The organism is Shewanella marisflavi, assembly GCF_002215585.1.
Lineage (GTDB): Bacteria > Pseudomonadota > Gammaproteobacteria > Enterobacterales > Shewanellaceae > Shewanella > Shewanella marisflavi.
Genome location: NZ_CP022272.1, coordinates 4,191,397 through 4,209,444, shown reverse-complemented (window position 1 = coordinate 4,209,444; position 18,048 = coordinate 4,191,397). Strand labels below are relative to the sequence as shown.

The 18,048-nt window shown below is 52.3% G+C and carries 15 protein-coding genes and 1 pseudogene; 9 read left to right on the top strand and 7 right to left on the bottom strand.

All coding sequences use genetic code 11. The features are described from left to right. Nucleotides 1-265: 265 nt before the first annotated feature. The gene (locus tag CFF01_RS18570; protein WP_088905777.1) at nucleotides 266-3,115 is read left to right on the top strand and encodes an immune inhibitor A domain-containing protein; all 2,850 of its coding nucleotides are present in this window, start codon (nucleotides 266-268) and stop codon (nucleotides 3,113-3,115) included. 29 nt (nucleotides 3,116-3,144) lie between these two features. Here the strand turns inward: CFF01_RS18570 and CFF01_RS18565 are convergent, their stop codons facing one another. Continuing rightward, nucleotides 3,145-3,711 carry a chorismate--pyruvate lyase family protein gene (locus CFF01_RS18565; RefSeq protein ID WP_088905776.1) on the bottom strand — a complete coding sequence of 189 codons (567 nt, stop codon included), beginning with the start codon at nucleotides 3,709-3,711 and terminating at the stop codon, nucleotides 3,145-3,147. A 159-nt stretch (nucleotides 3,712-3,870) separates the two neighbouring features. Here CFF01_RS18565 and CFF01_RS18560 point away from each other — a divergent pair, with 159 nt between their 5' ends. Together CFF01_RS18560 and rlmF are read left to right on the top strand one after the other, a co-directional pair. Continuing rightward, nucleotides 3,871-4,278, top strand: a complete 408-nt coding sequence (locus tag CFF01_RS18560; protein ID WP_088905775.1) for a flagellar basal body-associated protein FliL — start codon at nucleotides 3,871-3,873, stop codon at nucleotides 4,276-4,278. 45 nt (nucleotides 4,279-4,323) lie between these two features. Continuing rightward, nucleotides 4,324-5,448 (top strand): 23S rRNA (adenine(1618)-N(6))-methyltransferase RlmF, encoded by a 1,125-nt coding sequence (rlmF, locus tag CFF01_RS18555; RefSeq protein ID WP_088905774.1) that lies wholly within the window; start codon nucleotides 4,324-4,326, stop codon nucleotides 5,446-5,448. On the opposite strand, the pseudogene CFF01_RS18550 reads toward rlmF, so the two are convergent. From CFF01_RS18550 to def, 5 genes and pseudogenes are all read right to left on the bottom strand, one after another. Next, nucleotides 5,445-6,886, bottom strand: a pseudogene (locus CFF01_RS18550) (TrkH family potassium uptake protein). The gene rlmF and the pseudogene CFF01_RS18550 sit on opposite strands and share 4 nt — an antisense overlap. 29 nt (nucleotides 6,887-6,915) lie before the next feature. Next, a complete protein-coding gene (trkA, locus tag CFF01_RS18545) occupies nucleotides 6,916-8,325 on the bottom strand; it encodes a Trk system potassium transporter TrkA (protein ID WP_033540455.1) in 1,410 nt (469 codons plus the stop codon). Between the two features lie 9 nt (nucleotides 8,326-8,334). Then, the gene (gene rsmB, locus CFF01_RS18540) at nucleotides 8,335-9,618 is read right to left on the bottom strand and encodes a 16S rRNA (cytosine(967)-C(5))-methyltransferase RsmB (protein ID WP_088905773.1); all 1,284 of its coding nucleotides are present in this window, start codon (nucleotides 9,616-9,618) and stop codon (nucleotides 8,335-8,337) included. Continuing rightward, complete coding sequence (gene fmt / locus CFF01_RS18535) at nucleotides 9,615-10,589, bottom strand: methionyl-tRNA formyltransferase (protein ID WP_088905772.1); 975 nt, start codon at nucleotides 10,587-10,589, stop codon at nucleotides 9,615-9,617. The genes rsmB and fmt overlap by 4 nt, the downstream gene beginning before the upstream one ends. Nucleotides 10,590-10,596: 7 nt before the next feature. After that, nucleotides 10,597-11,109 carry a peptide deformylase gene (def, locus tag CFF01_RS18530; protein WP_011867530.1) on the bottom strand — a complete coding sequence of 171 codons (513 nt, stop codon included), beginning with the start codon at nucleotides 11,107-11,109 and terminating at the stop codon, nucleotides 10,597-10,599. Nucleotides 11,110-11,234: 125 nt separating this feature from the next. Between def and CFF01_RS18525 the strand changes: the two genes are divergently transcribed. The 3 genes from CFF01_RS18525 (at nucleotide 11,235) to CFF01_RS18515 (ending at nucleotide 13,916) form a co-directional block, all read left to right on the top strand. Further along, entirely contained in the window at nucleotides 11,235-12,332 is a 1,098-nt protein-coding gene (locus CFF01_RS18525) for a LysM peptidoglycan-binding domain-containing protein (RefSeq protein ID WP_088905771.1), read from the top strand. Between the two features lie 67 nt (nucleotides 12,333-12,399). Next, on the top strand, nucleotides 12,400-13,440 hold the full coding sequence (dprA, locus tag CFF01_RS18520) for a DNA-processing protein DprA (RefSeq protein ID WP_456299953.1): 1,041 nt from the start codon (nucleotides 12,400-12,402) through the stop codon (nucleotides 13,438-13,440). A gap of 2 nt (nucleotides 13,441-13,442) precedes the next feature. After that, complete coding sequence (locus tag CFF01_RS18515; protein WP_033540449.1) at nucleotides 13,443-13,916, top strand: DUF494 family protein; 474 nt, start codon at nucleotides 13,443-13,445, stop codon at nucleotides 13,914-13,916. 55 nt (nucleotides 13,917-13,971) lie between these two features. On the opposite strand, the gene CFF01_RS18510 is transcribed toward CFF01_RS18515, so the two are convergent. Then, nucleotides 13,972-15,735, bottom strand: coding sequence for a collagenase (locus tag CFF01_RS18510; protein ID WP_088905769.1), 1,764 nt, complete (start codon nucleotides 15,733-15,735; stop codon nucleotides 13,972-13,974). A gap of 136 nt (nucleotides 15,736-15,871) precedes the next feature. On the opposite strand from CFF01_RS18510, the gene CFF01_RS18505 reads away from it, so the two are divergent. From CFF01_RS18505 to hemF, 3 genes are all read left to right on the top strand, one after another. Continuing rightward, nucleotides 15,872-16,438 carry a DNA topoisomerase family protein gene (locus tag CFF01_RS18505; RefSeq protein ID WP_033540493.1) on the top strand — a complete coding sequence of 189 codons (567 nt, stop codon included), beginning with the start codon at nucleotides 15,872-15,874 and terminating at the stop codon, nucleotides 16,436-16,438. A 95-nt stretch (nucleotides 16,439-16,533) separates the two neighbouring features. Continuing rightward, a complete protein-coding gene (locus tag CFF01_RS18500; RefSeq protein WP_088905768.1) occupies nucleotides 16,534-17,091 on the top strand; it encodes an L-threonylcarbamoyladenylate synthase in 558 nt (185 codons plus the stop codon). A gap of 18 nt (nucleotides 17,092-17,109) precedes the next feature. Next, entirely contained in the window at nucleotides 17,110-18,021 is a 912-nt protein-coding gene (hemF, locus tag CFF01_RS18495) for an oxygen-dependent coproporphyrinogen oxidase (RefSeq protein WP_088905767.1), read from the top strand. Nucleotides 18,022-18,048: the final 27 nt, after the last annotated feature.

Genomic DNA, 18,048 nt, shown 5'->3' with positions numbered 1-18,048 from the left:
CATGTTTGCTCTACTCTATAGGGGAAAATACTGTTAATGTCTTGTGGTGGACCTTGGGTGTTGTTGTTACGTTTGCCGCAGAGCCAATGTTAACACCCAGCAGGCCGAATCAGCGGCCACTTAACTCATCGCGTGTTTATGTTAGTGCCTATGGCGATGAGTTCGCTCCCTTCCCAAGTCCCCACTAAAATGATTAGAGATGGCTGTCAGCCTGAGGATCTCCAGCAGGGCTAAGCCCTGTCTGGGATAAAGGAATATATTAAGCATGAAGAGACAATGTTACCGTGTTGCGTTATCCGCATTGAGCCTTGCGCTGTTGTTAGTGGGTGCACAGGCCAATGCCGCGCCCCTCACCATGAAAGGGCTTGCCGATGCAGGCGTGATTAACGAACAGCAGATCCTCTACTGGTTGGTAAAGCGTGGTGAGCTGGCAGCCGATGCCAGTGAAGCAGAGAAGCGCGCCGCGGTTCAGGCCTATACCCAAAGAGCCAAGAGCTATCAGGAAAAAGGCGGTGTAGTGCAGGCTAAGCTTGAATCACAACAGCGTCTGCGTGAGAAGGCGCAGCAAAAGACACGTGTGATCTCTTTTACCTCGCCGCAGGCGGATGCGGATGTCACCAAGACGGTCAAGGTGCTTGGCGTGTTGATCGACTTTCCCGATCTGCCCCATGATAACAATCGCCTCACAGCCGCCGACACCCCTATGTATTACGCGAGTTATCCCGTGTCGCACTATCAGGATTTGATGTTTTCGACAACAGGCTTTACCGGGCCGCAAGGACAAAACTTGCTGACCGGGTATCAATATTATCAGGCGGAGTCTGGCGGCAGCTTTTACTTCACAGGTAAGGTTTATGGTTGGTATACCGCCAGCCAGAACGCCGCCTACTATGGTCAGAACGACTCTAACAACGGCGATGATGACATGGCGGTGCCTGAGCTGGTGAAAGAGGCTGTCACCCAGGCGCTGGCAAACATGACGCCAACTGAAATTGCGTCGTTCGACGTGGAAGATCCCTACGATCTCGACGGCGACGGCAACCTCAATGAAGCCGATGGCGATATCGACCATGTGATGTTGTTTCATTCCAGCATTGGCGAAGAGGCCGGCGGTGGCGTGCTGGGAGACGATGCCATCTGGTCTCACCGTTTCTATGTTTATGAGGGGGGGTCACCGGGTTACGAAATTCCGGGAACAGGTAAGAAGGTGTTTGGTTATACGGTGCAACCTATAGATGCCGCCGCAGGTGTGGTAGTGCACGAGTTTGGCCATGATCTTGGCCTGCCGGATGAATATGATACCAGTAACAGTGGCGACGGCTCGCCCGTCGGCTCCTGGTCTATCATGTCTGGTGGTAGCTGGACCGGCAGTATTCCTGGCAGTGAACCCGTGGGCTTTAGCCCTTATGCCCGCTCCTATCTGCAAAACAAGTACAAGGGTAAGTGGATAAATGAGACTCAGGTGGACCTAGCGTCTATCCCTGCTGGTGGCCAGGAGGTGCAGCTGGTCGAGGCGGTAAATGCCAATCAGGTTAACCAGATATCTATTCCCCTACCGGTAGACAATATTCCCTTTAAGCAGCCCTATGCCGGCAGCTATCAGTATTATTCGGGTCAGGGCCATCTGCTCAGCACTGCGGCCTCGTTTAGCCTGGATTTTCCGGCCAGTAGCAAGCTGACGCTAAAGATGAAGGCCCACTGGAGTATCGAGACTGATTACGACTATGTGCAGGTGAAGGTGGGTGATGTGCCGTTAGTGGGCAATCTCACTAAAGCGAGTAACAGCATCAATAATGCGAAAAATATCATCACGGGGAAATCTGCCGATGTGTCGGGCGCCGAAGGCAGCGATGCCTGGGTAGAATTGAGCTTTGACCTAAGTGCCTACGCAGGTAGCAGCGATCGCCAGATCAGTGTGGTCTATTTTACCGATGAGGCGGTGGGTGACTATGGCTTTGTATTCGATGAGCTGAAGCTGCTTGACGGTGATACTGTGGTGTATAGCGATGGCGCCGAAGAAGCGGGCGCTATGGCGTTAACCGGCGGCTTTGCCCGTATCGATAATACCCGCCCAGGTAAGCCACGTCGTTATCTGGTGCAGCTGCGCAGTTATAATGGCGTCGATGTGGGCTTGAAGAGCCATGTCTATGAGCCAGGGGTCTTGTTGTGGCTGGAGAACTTTAACGAGTCAGACAACAACTCCAGCAGCCATCCTGGTAGCGGCCTGATAGGTGTGGTCGATGCAGATCAGATGCTTATCGGCACCAATGGCACGGCGACTCAGATCCGTGACGCCACCTTTAGCCTATACAATCAATCCACCTTCTTTGGTGATACCCATCTGGCCGGCAATAGCCTGTTCGATGATAGCCATGATTATAGTGCGCCGCTGAAACCGCAGTCGGGCATCATATTGCCTGAATTGGGACTGACTATGGAGGTCGTGACACAGAGTGAGGATTCCAGCAGTGCCAAGGTGCGCCTGGAGTATTCCGGTACTCAGGCTCCGCCGCCAGCCCCCGAGTCGCTCAATGCCGCGATCACTATCTCACAGCAGGGGGTGAGTGTTAGCTTTAGTGCTAACGTGACCGGTGGTGACGGCAACTATCAGTATGCCTGGAACTTTGGTGTGAGTGGTGCCGCTAGTACAGCATCAGCGCCAACCTATGTATATCAGTCATCGGGCAGCTATCAGGTCACCCTGGTGGTAACCGATGGTGCGGGTGAGTCGGTAACGGCTAACACGCAAGTGACCGTGGTGATCAAACCGTTGGCCGAATTTAGCTATCAGGCCAGCGACCTGACCGTGACCTTTAGTAATCTGTCTAGCCAAGGGGTTGGTACCCTAAGTTATCACTGGTCGTTTGGTGATGGACAGACGAGCACGGCGACCTCGCCGACACACACCTATAGTGCAGGTGGGGCTTACACTGTCATTCTGACGGTAAACGATGAGGCCAATAATCAGTCGAGTAAGAGCCTGACGTTGACCGTGACCGCTCCGGTAGTGCAGCCGCCCGTGGTTGAGCCAGAAGTTAAGCAGGACTCAGGTGGTAGCCTTGGTTGGCTCAGCTTATCCCTGCTGATGCTGCTGGGTCTGCGGCGTCGAAGCTAAAGAAAAACGCCTCATTAAGAGGCGTTTTTTTATGGCAGTCTTTCGATCAGTTGTCGCGCTTTGGGCAGAAATATTTCGCTGACGATCAACTGCTGCGCCTGGTGGCTAAAGTAGCGTCTGCGTCCCCAGAGGGGCTGCTGGCTATCTTGACTCAGTGAGTCGAGCAAATTAGCCAGGGAGTTGCAGGCAGTAAACTGACTAACCTCTATCTTGCCTGGGGTGAAGTCGCCGCTGGTAAACAACAGCTCGCCCAGGGGACGGGTGCCCAAGTTTAAGAAGTTATCTTGGGCCTTATCCATCATGGTGCCGGGTACTAAGGTGCGGGCAAATACCCAGGGAATATTGTCGAGACAGAGCAGCACCTCGCGGATCCAGGCGGGTTGTTGCTCGGGAAGTTCGCCTGGGAAGGGCGATAACATATCCTCGCCCAGTACCTTAACCTCAAATTGGGTGCAGTGAGACTTGAGTTTTTGAGTTAAACTACCTGAAGCTAACAGCCATTCCCTAAAGGGTGTTGGGGGAAGTTGGGGAATTTGATCCGGTGAATGCCATTGAATGGATTCGCCATAGGGAAAGCTTAACCTAGTCACACTCATTAAATTCTCGGTACAATACTCAAAAACCTCAGCAGTTTATCACGATGAGGCTTTGATGTCGGTAATTAAAGCCTTACGTCTTAATGCCGTTAATAAGGTATCGGCCAAGCTGAAAAGCGGGTGTTGGCAATCAAATAATGAACGGAGTATTCGTCTGATATGAAAAAGTTTGCGCTGCTTATGCTGCTGTTAGTGACCAGTGTAGTGAGTCTGGGTGTCTTTGCCGAAGAGGAAGAGGTTATCGATACCTATGCTTATTATGGTTTCGAGCCAGATATAGTGACTAACTATATTTCCAACCGTAAGAAGTTGGGATTTGTGAAGATCAGCGTCGAGTTGATGGTCAAGGCGCCGGAAGATCTGATCGTTTTAGAGCATCATGATCCGCTATTACGCGCCGCCATCATAGAGATATTAGGTGCGCAGACTGAGGACAAGGTGAAATCTTTGACGGGAAAAGAGGAGATCCGCCGCGAGTGTTATGACACGCTTAACCGCCTGTTGGAGCTGGAGATAGGTCGGCCGCTTGTCGTCAATCTGCTGTTTACTAAATATCTGTACGATTAATGTTTTTTGGGCTGCATGCCTGCGTGTGCAGCCGGGATCTTCTTGATGACCCTCTCTCGCAAACCTGCGCGCCCTGGCGCAAAAAAATCTGTCTCTCAAAAGTTGACGTCTAAGCCGTCTAAGCCAAAGCCGCTCCCAAAGCCCAAGCTTAAGGCCACATCAGACAAGGCTCCCCGTCAGCCCAAGGGGCTGCATAAGCGTAATCTACACGCCAAGGGTTATGATTTTAATGCGCTGGTAGAGGCCACTCCGGCGCTTAAGCCCTATGTTCGCCCTAACCCTTATGGCAACTTGTCTATCGATTTTGCCGATCCTAAGGCGGTGAAACTGCTCAATCTGGCGCTGCTTAGGCTGCATTACGGGCTGAACTATTGGGATATTCCCGAAGGTTTTCTCTGCCCGCCTATTCCTGGTCGAGTGGATTATCTGCATTATCTGGCGGATCTGCTGGCCGAATCGGCTCCTTCGAACAAGGGCGGCAAAGGCAAGGTGGCTAATGTGACGAAGGTGCCCAGAGGGGAGCGAGTGGTCGTTCTTGATATCGGCACGGGTGCCAATGGCATCTATCCGCTGCTGGGGAGTCAAGTCTATGGTTGGCGGTTTGTGGCCAGCGACATAGACCCTGTCTCTTTGGCGAACGTTGCGCAGATAATAGATAACAATCCTCCTCTCGAAGGTAAGCTGAGTCTGCGTCAGCAGCGAGACGCCAAGCAGATATTTACCGGTATCATCACGGCGCAAGACAGATTCGATCTGACCCTGTGTAATCCTCCTTTTCATGGCTCGCTGGAAGAGGCGAGTCGAGGCAGCGACCGTAAACTGAAGAATCTGGCAGCCAATAAACGGGCTAAAGGTCATGAGGTGGCTGCAAATAAGCCTAAGTTGAATTTTGGCGGTCAGAAGGCCGAGCTTTGGTGTGAAGGCGGAGAACAGGCTTTTCTCAGCCAGATGATCCGCGAGAGTCAGGCGTTTGCGACTCAGTGCCTCTGGTTTACCTCCTTGGTGTCGAAGAAGGAAAACCTTAAGCCCTGTTATCGGCAGCTTGAGCGAGTCGGTGTTAAACAGGTGAAGACGCTAGAGATGGCTCAAGGTAACAAGTTGACCCGCGTGCTGGCCTGGACCTTCTTAACCCCTGAGCAGCAAGCCCTTTGGGGCCTGTATCGCGTTTAGTATTTCCAAAAGTTGGGGTGGAAGAGGACTGCCACCGTCAGGATCTCCAAGCGCCCCAGCAGCATGCCGATGGCCAATGACCACTTGGCAATATCTGGCAGGCTGGAGAAGTTCCCCGCCGGGCCGATCACTGGCCCAAGCCCTGGTCCCACATTGGTCACCGCCGTCACCGCGCCGGTGAAGCTAGTGGTGGGGTCGAGTCCCGTCGATACCAAGATCACTGATAACAGCACGATTACTAGCATAAACAGCAAAATAAAGGTGACGAGGGAACGCACGATATCCTCGGTAATGGGCCGGCCGTTGTAGCGCTCCTTGAAGATACCATTGGGATGGAACTGCTGTTTTAACTGCTCGCGCATGATGGCGATGGCTATTTGAAAACGGAAGATTTTAATCCCGCCCGAGGTTGATCCCGAGCAGCTACCGACAAACATCAAGAAAAGGAAGGCCACGTTGGCCAAGGCGCCCCAGGCGGTGTAGTCGGTCAGGCCATAGCCTGTGGTGGTGACCACTGAGACCACGTTAAAACTGGCCAGCCGCAGGGCATCGGCCGCTGTCATATCGTGTCCATGATAGAGCCAGAAGGCCAGGCTACAGGAGACGAATGCCAGGAAAATGAGATACCCCTTCACCTGGGCATCGTCCCAAATCCGTAGTGACTTTTGGGACAGGCTGTGAACGAACATCAATAGAGGCAAGCCGCCGGCCGCCATGAAGATAGTACCGACCCAGTGCGCGGGCTTAGAGAAGGCTGCCATGGAGCTATCTGAGGTGGAGTAACCGCCGGTAGAGAGAGTCGTCATGGCATGGTTGATCGCCTCAAACCAGTTCATGCCAGCTAGATGATAAGCCAAGCCGCAGCAGACGGTCAGTATGATGTAGACATAGAAGAGGTGTTTGGCCATATCTTGGGTGCGAGGCACTGCCTTATCGCTCCAGTCGGAGGATTCGGTACGAAACAGTCGCATACCACCGACGTTGAGAAAGGGCAGAATGGCCACCGCCATCACGATAAAGCCTATCCCCCCAGCCACTGCAACAGTGAGCGCCAGATCAGAATACTATGATCCATGTTGTCTAGGCCCGAGAGCACGGTAGAGCCCGTGGTGGTGATCCCTGACATGGTTTCGAAGAAAGCGTCTGTGTAATTGATGCCGTGATAGAGGGTGAAGGGCATGGCCGCAAAGAGGCTGACGATAAACCAGGTCAGGCTGGTGAGCAGAAACATATCGCGGATATTCAGACGAATATCTTCACTTTGCCCCTGATGCATGCAGGCACTGGCGCAGGTGCCAGTGACCAGCGAGGCTATCATAAAGGCGCCCACGGTTTCTTCGCCATAGATTAAGGCGAAGACCAGTGGGATAAACATAAAGGCGGTCAGGGTCGATAAAAACACGCCTAAGATGAAGAGTAGCGGCCGGTAATTTAGCATCTCGGGTTGAGTCTTTGCATCTTCTTGGCTTAGAAGAAGAATGCACTAGGCTGGAATAGTTTTTCAACTTCGCCGATAAACTTCTTGTTCACCAGGAAGAGGATCACGTGGTCGCCTTGCTCGATAACTGTCTTGTCGTGGGCCATCAATACCTCGTCATCGCGGACGATAGCGCCTATGGTGGTGCCGGGAGGCAGCTTGATCTCGCTGACCTGCTTGCCCACCACTTTAGAGGTGCTGGGGTCGCCGTGGGCGATGGCTTCGATCGCTTCGGCGGCGCCGCGTCTCAAGGAGTAGACGTTACAGATATCCCCCTGACGAATATGGGTCAGCAGCGCCGAAATGGTTGCCTGTTGTGGCGAGATGGCGATATCGATGTTGGCCTCTTGGACGATATCCACATAGGCCTCACGTTGGATCAATACCATCACCTTCTTGGCGCCCATGCGTTTGGCTAGCAGAGCGGCCATGATATTGGCTTCGTCATCGTTGGTGACCGCAATAAACACGTCGGTTTGGTCGATATGCTCTTCGAGCAGCAGCTCCTGATCTGAGGCGTCACCACAAAAAACTGTGGTATTTTCCAGTTTTTCCGACAGTGCCTCGGCACGCTCCTGTTTGTGTTCGATCAACTTGACGGCGTGATTGCGTTGCAGCTGTTTGGCCAGGCCCAGCCCTATGTTACCGCCACCGGCAATCATGATGTTGCGATAGGTATTATCCAGCTTCTGCATCTCACTCATCACGGCGCGCACGTGGCGGCTGTCGGCGACGAAGAAGACCTCATCGTCCGCCTCAATGATGGTGGTACCGCGTGGCATGATAGGACGCCCTTGTCTGAAGATGGCGGCGACACGGGTATCAATATTAGGCATATGTTCGCGCAGGGCAGCCAGAGCGTTGCCCACCAAGGGGCCGCCGTAGTAAGCGCGCACAGCCACTAGGCTTAAGCGCCCTTCGGCAAACTCCAGCACCTGCAGGGCGCCAGGGTATTCCACCAGACGGCGAATGTAGGAGGTCACTAGCTGCTCGGGGGCGATCAATTCATCTATGATGAAGCCACCGCGCGGGCGATTTTCGCTTTGCTTGGTTTCGCTGTCGATAAAGAGTTTGTCTCTTAGCGCCAGGTACTGTTCTGAGCGGATACGGGCGATCTTAGTGGGGGTACCGTAAAGGGAATAAGCTATCTGGCAGGCCGCCATGTTGCATTCATCGCTGTTGGTTACGGCAATTAACATATCGGCGTCTTCGGCGCCGGCGTCCTTGAGGACGCCTGGGTGGGCACCATGGCCCAGCACGACGCGCAAGTCATACTTGTCTTGCAGCGAGCGCAGCCGTTCGCGGTCATTGTCGACTATGGTGATATCGTTGTTTTCACCAACCAGGTTTTCCGCTAATGTACCGCCGACCTGACCTGCACCTAATATGATAATTTTCATAGCCTAACGTTATCCCTTAACCAAGCGAGCGTAGTAAAACCCATCCATATTGTCCTGGCCAGGTATGATTTGCCAGCCAATGTCATCGCGGTTTTGCTGTTGTGCGATAGGAACCAGGGTTGCGTCTTGGGTTCTCGCTAAGAATGCGTCGATCTGCTCGGCGTTTTCTTGCGGTAAAATTGAGCATGTAGCATACAAGAGTGTGCCACCGGGTTTGAGCCACTGCCAGCAATGATCCAAAATTTGTGACTGCAATGTGGCCAGCTCTTCGATATCGGCCTGCTTTCTGAGCCACTTGATGTCGGGATGACGACGGATCACGCCTGTGGCGGAGCAAGGTGCGTCCAGCAGGATGCGATCAAATTTATCGCCCTGCCACCAGGTGTCTATCTTGGCGGCGTCGCCATGCACCAACTTGGCTTTAAGGTTTAATCTGTCAAGGTTCTGCTGCACCCGTTCCAGGCGTTTGGCATCGAAATCGACCGCAACCAGCTCTATGCTTGGCTCACTTTCCAGCAGATGACAGCTCTTGCCGCCAGGGGCGGCGCAGGCATCGAGAATCAGCTCATTAGCTTGGGGAGCTAACAGACTGGCGGCCCACTGAGCGGCACCATCTTGTACCGAGGCTGCGCCGTCAGCAAAGCCGGGTAGCAGGCTAACATCTTTTGGACTCTCTAGCAGAATAGCGTTGTCACTCATTCCTGCTGTTGCCCCTATCTCCTGTTCGGCCAGCTGTGCCAGATAGTGTTCCCGGCTCTGGGATAACTGATTGTTACGCAGCCACATAGGCGGGCGTTGATGGCTCTGGGCGATCACTTCTTGCCAGCTGTCTGGATAGGCGGCCTTGAGGCGTTTGATCAACCAGGCGGGAGTGTTAAAGGCTAGCGTCTCATTATCTTCTGGCAGTGATTTCTGGTTACGCTGCAGATTACGCAGTACGCCGTTGACTACCTTGACCAGTCCCTCAAACTTGAGCTGACGACAGGCTTCGGCTGTCTCAGAGATCGCCGCGTGGCTCGGGATGCGGGTAAAGTAGAGTTGATAGCTGCCGACAAGTAATAATTGGTGCACGATCCGCTGCTTGCCTTTGAGCGGCTTGCTCATGCAATCACTCACCAGCTTATCGAGCTGAGGTAGGTGGCGCATCACGCCGTAGCAGAGTTCGGCCAGTAGCGCCTTGTCTTTGCCGCTCGAGAGTCGCTGTTGCTGTTCCGGCAAGGCCACCGACAGAGAAACCCCTTTTTCCAATACTTGAAAGACGACATGAGCGGCTAGGGCACGTAGATTCTTCATGCCTTCGCCTCGTCTGACGTCTCGACACCTTGCAGTTGCGTGCCAGGTGTAAACCAGTCACCACGGGAATTGAGTATGTCGGCGACCGGCATGGCTTTCTTACCCGGCAGCTGTATCACCTCAAGGATGAGCGCGCCTTCGCCAGTGGCCACCGCTATGCCCTGCTTATCCGCGCTGATGATAGTGCCAGGGGCCTGCTGGCTTGTTTCGTGAGACACGCTGGCCTGCCATACCTTGATCACGGCATCTTGGTGAGGAAAGTGGCTGGCGGGCCAAGGATTAAAGGCGCGGACTTCACGCCACAACTGCTGCGCCGGCTTGCGCCAGTCAATCAATGCCTCTTCTTTGCTGAGTTTCTCGGCGTAGTTGGCCAAGGCTTCATCTTGTGGCTCGGGTGTGAGACTGCCTTCGGCCAGACCTTCTAGCGCCTGAATCAGAGCGCTTGGCCCCTGCTCGGCCAGTTTCTCATAAAGGCTGGCAGAGGTGTCACTGTCTTCGATAGGCAGGTGGGTCTTAAGCAACATATCGCCAGTATCCAGGCCGATATCCATCTGCATTATGGTCACGCCTGTTGCTTCATCGCCAGCCCAGAGTGCTCTTTGTATCGGCGCTGCGCCGCGCCAGCGGGGCAAAATTGAACCATGAACATTGATACAACCCAGTCTTGGAGTGTCGAGTACTACCTGGGGTAAGATAAGCCCGTAGGCGACAACCACCATGATGTCGGCACCGAGAGCAGCGAGTTCTGCCTGGGCTTCCTCGTTTCTCAGGCTCACGGGCTGGTAGACGGGAATATCATGCTCGAGTGCCAAAGCCTTTACCGGGCTGGCCTGTAGCTTCTTGCCTCGGCCCGCGGGTCGGTCTGGTTGGGAGTAAACCCCGATAACCGGATGTTCTGAATCGATTAACGCTTGTAAATGGCGTGCCGCAAAATCTGGCGTGCCCGCAAAGAGTATCTTGAGTGGTTTCAAATGAGGCTTATCCTTGTTTGGCTTCGAGGCGAGCGGCTTTTTCGAGTTTCTGTTTGATACGCTGACGCTTGAGGGGCGAGAGGTAGTCGACAAACAGTTTGCCATTGAGGTGGTCAAGCTCATGTTGCAGGCAGATAGCGAATAGGCCATCAGCCTCTAAAGTGAACTCGTTGCCATCTCTGTCCAACGCTTTGATGGTGACAAATTCGGCACGGTCGACTTTGGCGTAGATGCCAGGCACCGACAGACAGCCTTCTTCGTTGCAAAAATCGCCACTTTTCTCAATTATCTCCAAATTAATGAAAACCTTAGGGCGTTCTACGTCATCTTGCAGGTCCATGACGATTAATTGATGATGATAATCAACCTGGGTCGCTGCCAGACCAATTCCCTTCTCTTCATACATGGTTTCGAACATATTATCGATTTGTGTCTGAAGCTCAGCGTTAAATTCTGTAATTGGCTTGGCAATCGTGCGTAAGCGCTCATCGGGGAAGCGTAAAACTTTTAGTAAACTCATACATAAACTCTTAACAAGTCTGTCAAATTCGAGACAGTTGGTTATACTGACTTAGGCTAATGGGTTAATTTTAATCCTTAGTGGCATTCAATAACAGTAAAAGCTCTATATAAAGGGCAAACAGCATGGATACCCCCATGAAACGACTAATTTTACTCGGTTTAATGATTTTTAGTAGTTCGTTAGTTGTCGCGGATACCTTGACATTGAAGTCCGGTCATCCCGATTCGTATGTGGTGCAGAAAGGCGATACCCTTTGGGATATATCAGCTCATTTTCTTAAGGACCCTTGGCGTTGGCCTAAGCTCTGGGGGGCCAACCCACAGATCGCCAACCCGCACCTTATTTATCCAGGAGACAGGCTGACATTAGTCTTTATCGACGGTGAACCTAGGTTGGTCGTCAAGCCTCATGTTCGCAAGAGTCCCGAAGGACGTGTCTTGCCCAAAGGTGGCGCGATTCCTGCCGTAGACCTTAGCCTGATTCAGCCCTATCTGGTGCAAAACCGTGTGGTTGACGACGAGTGGTTCGATGAACAACCTATGGTTATGGGCGGCGAGAGTGAGTCTAGGCACCATGTGACTGACGATGTTATCTATGTCCAAGGTGAGCTGACTCTGGGTGACAAATTTGGTGTTTACGCCAAGGGTCGTCAGTTTGAGGATGCAGAGTCTGGCGATGATTTGGGGCTGGAGGTGATTTTGGCTGCCAGCGGCCGAGTGATCGAGTCTGGACCTGTCTCTAAAGTACGTCTCCTGAGCAATATGCGCGAGACCAAGGCGGGTTATCGGGTACTGCCTATTGAGGATGACTCTTTGATGTCAGCCTACTTTATGCCTAAGGCCGCGACGACGCCGGGTACAGTGCTCGCCTCAGAGAAAGATGTGCGCGCCATGGGCAAACTCGATGTGGTCTATATCGACCGTGGCAGCCAAGATGGTGTCGAGCCCGGCCATGTGTTCTCAATCTTCCGAGATGGTGCCGAGGTCGTTATCGACGGTGAAGGTAAGCCGGTGCAGCCGACCGACCGCAGTGCCTATGAACAGATGTTGGCCAGTATCTCGTCTGATAATGCAGTGAAGATGCCAGATATCTATCGTGGCAAACTCATGGTGTTTAAGGTATTTGACCGAGTCAGCATGGGGCTTATTCTGATCAATGAGAAGCCGGTGCGCGTGCATGACAAGTTGGTGCAACCGGATACCCTGTTAGCAAGCGAGTAGTGCCATTGAAACAAAACTGGTCGATTGGCTAGTTGTTTGTGCTGTACCCGGGTTAGGACCAGCCCGGGTGAAACAATTATTAAACTACATGGATGTAGCGGAGCTCAGGCAAAGACTGGAGCATGAACCCGATGCATTGCCCTTGCCTGAGCGCCTATTAAAAGGGGCGTTATCGCCTGACTTTTCGCTGGTCGAACAAGCGTTAGATTGGCAAGACGCCGCGCCCCATCATCATCTGCTTTGCCCTCAAGATCCTTTCTATCCCAGTCTACTCCTACAGATTTGCGATCCTCCGCCAGTGCTTTTTGTTAAAGGTGATATCAACGCCTTAATGTTACCTAGCATCGCCATGGTTGGCAGCCGTGCGGCTTCGCAATCAGGATTAGCGGTAAGCTATCAACTGGCGCAAGAGTTGGCGGCGAGCGGAATTGGCGTCACCAGTGGTATGGCAGCTGGAATAGATGGCGCGGCGCACCAGGGCGTGCTGGATGCAAATGGAGTAACCCTGGCCGTGCTTGGGACCGGTGCAGAGGTTATCTATCCTAAGCGTCATAGGCCCATTTATGACAAGATTCAGCAGTCGGGTTGTGTGATCAGCGAGTTTTGGCCCCAAGTGAAACCCTATGCCGGCAATTTCCCCAAGCGCAATCGCATCATTAGCGGGCTGTCATTAGGTGTGGTTGTCGTCGAAGCGGCGCGTAAGAGTGGTTCGCTTATCACTGCGCGTTTGGCGCTTGAACAGGGTCGCGAGGTGTTTGCTGTGCCGGGTAATATCTTGGCAGGGGATCACCAAGGCTGTCATGATTTGTTACGAGATGGCGCTAAATTAGTGGAGTGCGTCGCCGATATTATTGAAGAGGTTGCAGCTTTATCAAACTTTCACCTTGAAGAGTTGCATCGTCGTCACCATATAGGGGAGGAGTTAGCTTCTGATTTGCCATTTGCCTCGCTGTTAGCTAGTGTAGGTTATGAGGCCACACCATTAGATGTGGTGGTCGAGCATAGTGGAAAAACGATAGAGCTAGTATTAGAGCAGTTGCTTGAACTTGAACTACAAGGTTGGGTTTCAGCTGTACCCGGTGGTTATATAAGACTTAAGAGGAGCTAGCCATGTTCGATATCCTCATGTATCTATTTGAAAACTATGTGCACAGTGAGGTCGAATTACTGGTCGATGAAGACGAGTTAACCCAAGAGCTGACACGCGCTGGTTTTCATCAATCTGCGATCATCAAGGCGTTGGCCTGGTTGGAACACTTGGCGTCGCTACAAGAAAGTGATCAACCCTACCTATGTAATCATGATCAACACTCTTTCCGTATCTATACTCAGGCCGAGATGGATAAGTTAGACGTTGAGTGTCGTGGCTTCTTACTCTTCTTAGAGCAGATTAAGGTGCTGAATGTCGAGCTGCGCGAGATGGTGATCGATCGTGTAATGGAGCTGGATGAGCCAGCACTGATTTTAGAAGATCTTAAGTGGGTGATCCTGATGGTGTTGTTTAATGTACCGGGTAATGAGTCGGCCTATGAACAGATGGAAGATCTGATCTTTGAACAGCCAGATGGTCGGTTACACTCTTAATTGACTCGATTCGGATATAGAGAAGGAGGCCTGGGCCTCCTTTTTTAATGGCAGGCTAAAAGTGTTGATGCGCTTGATTTATTTTAAGATGGGCCGGTATCAGGTAGTCACGATAGGCGTAGCGATTGAGTCTGTTAATCTTGGGAGTGTTGTCGCTTTCGCCCTCGTTAAAATCGGCGACCTGATCAGTCAACCAGGTTGAGAAGGCCGCTTGTTCCTTACTTAGCTCATCGAGCAGTTTTTCATACCCTTCGAAGTAATCTGTCTTTAGGTAGTGACTAAGTTTTACTAAAGCTTCAGGGTGATGTTCGGCCAGGAATCGAATGGCCATGTAACTCCACTTGTAGGTTCTGTCGAGGCCATCCTTATATTCAGTGGCGAAGATGGTTTTAAGATCCGGTGCCTCAGTGAGTTTGGCTTTAATTACCTTTAGGGTCGATGGGTTGTCGTTACCCTTGGAAACGTATTCGGCCAGCCCTTCCGACCACCACACCAACTTGCTAGGGAAGTGGCCGAAACCGCCATATTTCACGAATCTGCCGTCAAGGTAATGGATATACTCATGGTTGAGGTTCCAGATGGCAAACTCGGGCGCAATCCAATACTGGCGATAGGCAAAGAAGCTGGCCTGATTGTCAGGGTTCGACGGTGTGCCCTCGATATACATGCCGCCGTTATCTGTGCTGATATCAAATAGAAGCTGACCATAGGCGTTGTACTGACTCCAGTTTTTAAAGGCCACAACCTGCAGCGCATTATTGTAGTCATTGGCTGTCGCTTGGTGTTGAGTCTTGAGGAGTTGATGAAAGTTTGCCTCCTGCGAGGTGAGCTTAGTACAGCTCATCGACAGTTCTCCTGGCGTCAGATCTTGCGCCAAGATATACAGGCTCTCTGAGCATTGATGGCGTATCGGTAAGATTTGCGACAGCTCAGGGATCTGGCAAATCGTGCTGCGGTTTATACAGGCTTCCTGCCCGGCGAAGGCATTAACATGATAGCCCAAGGTATAGGTGGTCTTGGCGGCCTCTCCCCGCTGGGCGACATCCCTTTCGGCGAGCCTGGCCATGGCATCGTCTAGTGCCTGTTCGGCTGCGGTCGTTTTTCCCTCTTCGCTGCTGGGTAGCGCCAGACGGTATAACCCCAGTGCCCAATAGGCATTGACTCTGGGCCAATCTTGTTGATCGCGCAGACTGAGTGGTGAGGCCGCATAGTCGAACAGGGGCTTATCCAGCTCGGCGGCAATCAATTGCTGATGGAGTGCGCCATCAGGTTGTTTGCGCGCAACGTTCAGTAGCATGCCATAGGCTCTCAAGGTCTCCCAGAGTGCATAATCTGAGGCCTGACTCGGCGATTGCTTGCTGGTGCGTGCGAGTTGCTGGTTGAGCAAAGGCAACAATCTACCTAGCTGCTCGGCGTGCTCGTCATTGTCGTAGTAACGATATAGGGTGACGGCAAAATGCTCCTGCAATCTGGGTGATTGAGCGATCAGCTTGCTTCTGCCCAGTTGACTCAGCGCACTCGTGAGTGCGGCGTAGTCAGTGTCGGTCAGCGTATCAGTGGGACCGAAATAGCTAAAAGCCCTAAGGTAATAGAGCAGAGCGTCCAGGCTCTCCTCATCCTGACGCTGGTTTATGGCTTGCACAGACCGCTCGAAGTTGGCCTTATCGAGCAAAGGATTATCATGACTAAAGAGTTGTTGTTGAGGCAAGGCGCGCAGTTCGTCAGTGAAAGCAGGGCTTGGCTGCTGAGGGGTTGTGCTACAGCCGAGTAATAGGCTAGGCCCGAGAAGTAAAAGCGCGCGAAGTGATGGGTGAAGCATAGAGTCTCCTTGTTGTTTTGTATACAATATATTTCAATGCAACAAAGAAGACTAGTTATAATTAACCCTAGATTAGATTCCCAAGGTGATGCCGAGCTTGGTAAAATGGCCAGCATCCAAGTTTGCAGAGAAAACCATGTCCAAGATAGATGATCAGCTGTTCAGTTCACACGAGCATGCGCTTGAGAAAGAGTATGAACTCTGTCCTAAGTGTGGCTGTGAGCTGTCGGTAAAAAACAGTAAGCATGGTGGTTTCATTGGCTGCAACAACTATCCAAGTTGTGACTATACCCGCCCCTTGGTGCACCATGAGTCTATTGAGACCCAGGTGATCGAAGGTTCTGAGTGCCCGGAGTGTGGCGCCGAATTGGCGGTAAAATCGGGTCGATTTGGTATTTTTATCGGTTGTACCCGATATCCAGACTGTAAACATATCGAGAAGCATGATCAGGAAGATCAGGCCGAGGCGATTCCCTGTCCTAGCTGTCATAAGGGCGTTATGGAACATAGAACCAGCCGTTTCGGTAAAAGCTTTTACGCCTGTAGTGCCTATCCTAAGTGCAAGTTTTTGGTGAATTACCCTCCGGTGAAGGAAACCTGCCCCGACTGCGGTTTTGGTCTTTTGGTTGAACGCAAGGGCGCTGCGGGGATGCGTCTCGAATGTCCTCAAAAGGCTTGCAAGTATAAACGTCCTCTGCCTTAAGCGGCTTTCCAGCATTGTTCGTATTAGCTTTGTCTGTATAATCTCGACAAATATGGTCAAGTTGACCCTGACTGAACACTGCAAGGTAAGATGACATGTTACAGCAAGATCCTTGTGCCCTAGTTGAAACGGTTATGCAGGGAGGCGTTATTGCCTATCCGACCGAAGCCGTTTATGGGTTGGGTTGTGATCCCGACAATGATGAGGCGATTCAGAAGCTGCTGGATTTAAAGCAGCGCCCCTGGCAAAAGGGATTGATTCTGGTCGCCAGCGACTTTTCTCAATTGACACCCTATATCGATCAGTCTGTGCTCACTGAGCGGCAGCTAGAGTTTGCCTTTAGCAAGTGGCCGGGTCCATTCACCTTTATCATGCCCAAGCAGCCAGGGTTATCCAAGCTGTTGAGTGGCCAGTTCGATTCACTGGCGGTACGAGTCTCCAACCATGCTGGCGTGCAGGCGTTATGCCAGGCCCTGGGTAAGCCCATCGTCTCGACCAGCGCCAACTTGACCGGCGAAGATCCAGCCATGACTGCGCAAGAGGTGATCAGGCAGTTTGATGGCAAGATAGATGGGTTGGTGGCAGGAAGTTTGGGTGCAGAGCCAAAGCCATCCACCATTATCGATGTGATTAGCGGTAAAATTTTACGATAACCATAACAAGGAATTTTTATGAAGCCCGATGCCACTCAAGTCAAAGCCTTCTTACTCGAACTGCAGCAAAGGATTTGTGACGGTTTGGAACAACTCGACGGTGAGGCCAAATTTGTGGCTGATTCCTGGACGCGCGAAGAGGGCGGTGGTGGCACGAGTCGTGTACTGACACAGGGCAGGGTATTTGAGCAGGCGGGAGTTAACTTTTCCCATGTCACGGGGGCGGCCATGCCTGCATCGGCGACAGCCCATCGCCCCGAATTGGCCGGACGCAGTTTCGAAGCCATGGGCGTCTCATTGGTTATCCACCCCAATAACCCTTACGTGCCGACAACCCATGCCAATGTACGTTTCTTTATTGCCGAAAAAGAGGGCGCCGATCCTGTCTGGTGGTTTGGTGGCGGTTTCGACCTAACCCCCTATTACCCGTTTGAAGAGGATGTCGTGGCTTGGCATCAGAGCGCCAAGGCGTTATGTGAGCCTTTCGGTGAGGACGTTTATCCTAAATATAAGAAGTGGTGCGACGAGTATTTCTTCCTGCCCCATCGTAACGAGACCCGTGGTGTCGGCGGACTCTTCTTCGACGATCTTAACGAGCCAGGGTTTGAAAACAGCTTTGCCTTTATGCAGGCGGTGGGTGAGGGTTTCTTAAAAGCTTATGCGCCTATCGTTAAGAAGCGCAAAGAGACCGCGTATGGCGAGCGCGAGCGTGACTTCCAGCTTTATCGCCGTGGTCGTTACGTGGAGTTTAACTTAGTGTACGACAGAGGCACACTCTTTGGCCTGCAAACCGGCGGGCGCACCGAGTCTATCCTGATGTCTATGCCGCCGTTGGTGCGCTGGCAATATGCCTACGCGCCCGAGGCTGGCAGCCCTGAAGCCAAACTCTATACAGATTTTCTAACGCCAAGAGAGTGGTTAGAGGCGTAAGCCCTCTAGAATAACAAAGGGCTCGAT

Bases quoted from the DNA above. Each gene is read 5' to 3' on its own strand.
- CFF01_RS18525 (WP_088905771.1), top strand. From the start codon at position 11,235: ATGGATACCCCCATGAAACGACTAATTTTACTCGGTTTAATGATTTTT.
- trkA (WP_033540455.1), bottom strand. From the start codon at position 8,325: ATGAAAATTATCATATTAGGTGCAGGTCAGGTCGGCGGTACATTAGCG.
- CFF01_RS18570 (WP_088905777.1), top strand. From the start codon at position 266: ATGAAGAGACAATGTTACCGTGTTGCGTTATCCGCATTGAGCCTTGCG.
- CFF01_RS18510 (WP_088905769.1), bottom strand. From the start codon at position 15,735: ATGCTTCACCCATCACTTCGCGCGCTTTTACTTCTCGGGCCTAGCCTA.
- CFF01_RS18505 (WP_033540493.1), top strand. From the start codon at position 15,872: ATGTCCAAGATAGATGATCAGCTGTTCAGTTCACACGAGCATGCGCTT.
- CFF01_RS18500 (WP_088905768.1), top strand. From the start codon at position 16,534: ATGTTACAGCAAGATCCTTGTGCCCTAGTTGAAACGGTTATGCAGGGA.
- CFF01_RS18560 (WP_088905775.1), top strand. From the start codon at position 3,871: ATGAAAAAGTTTGCGCTGCTTATGCTGCTGTTAGTGACCAGTGTAGTG.
- def (WP_011867530.1), bottom strand. From the start codon at position 11,109: ATGAGTTTACTAAAAGTTTTACGCTTCCCCGATGAGCGCTTACGCACG.
- rsmB (WP_088905773.1), bottom strand. From the start codon at position 9,618: ATGAAGAATCTACGTGCCCTAGCCGCTCATGTCGTCTTTCAAGTATTG.
- CFF01_RS18515 (WP_033540449.1), top strand. From the start codon at position 13,443: ATGTTCGATATCCTCATGTATCTATTTGAAAACTATGTGCACAGTGAG.
- hemF (WP_088905767.1), top strand. From the start codon at position 17,110: ATGAAGCCCGATGCCACTCAAGTCAAAGCCTTCTTACTCGAACTGCAG.
- rlmF (WP_088905774.1), top strand. From the start codon at position 4,324: ATGACCCTCTCTCGCAAACCTGCGCGCCCTGGCGCAAAAAAATCTGTC.
- CFF01_RS18565 (WP_088905776.1), bottom strand. From the start codon at position 3,711: ATGAGTGTGACTAGGTTAAGCTTTCCCTATGGCGAATCCATTCAATGG.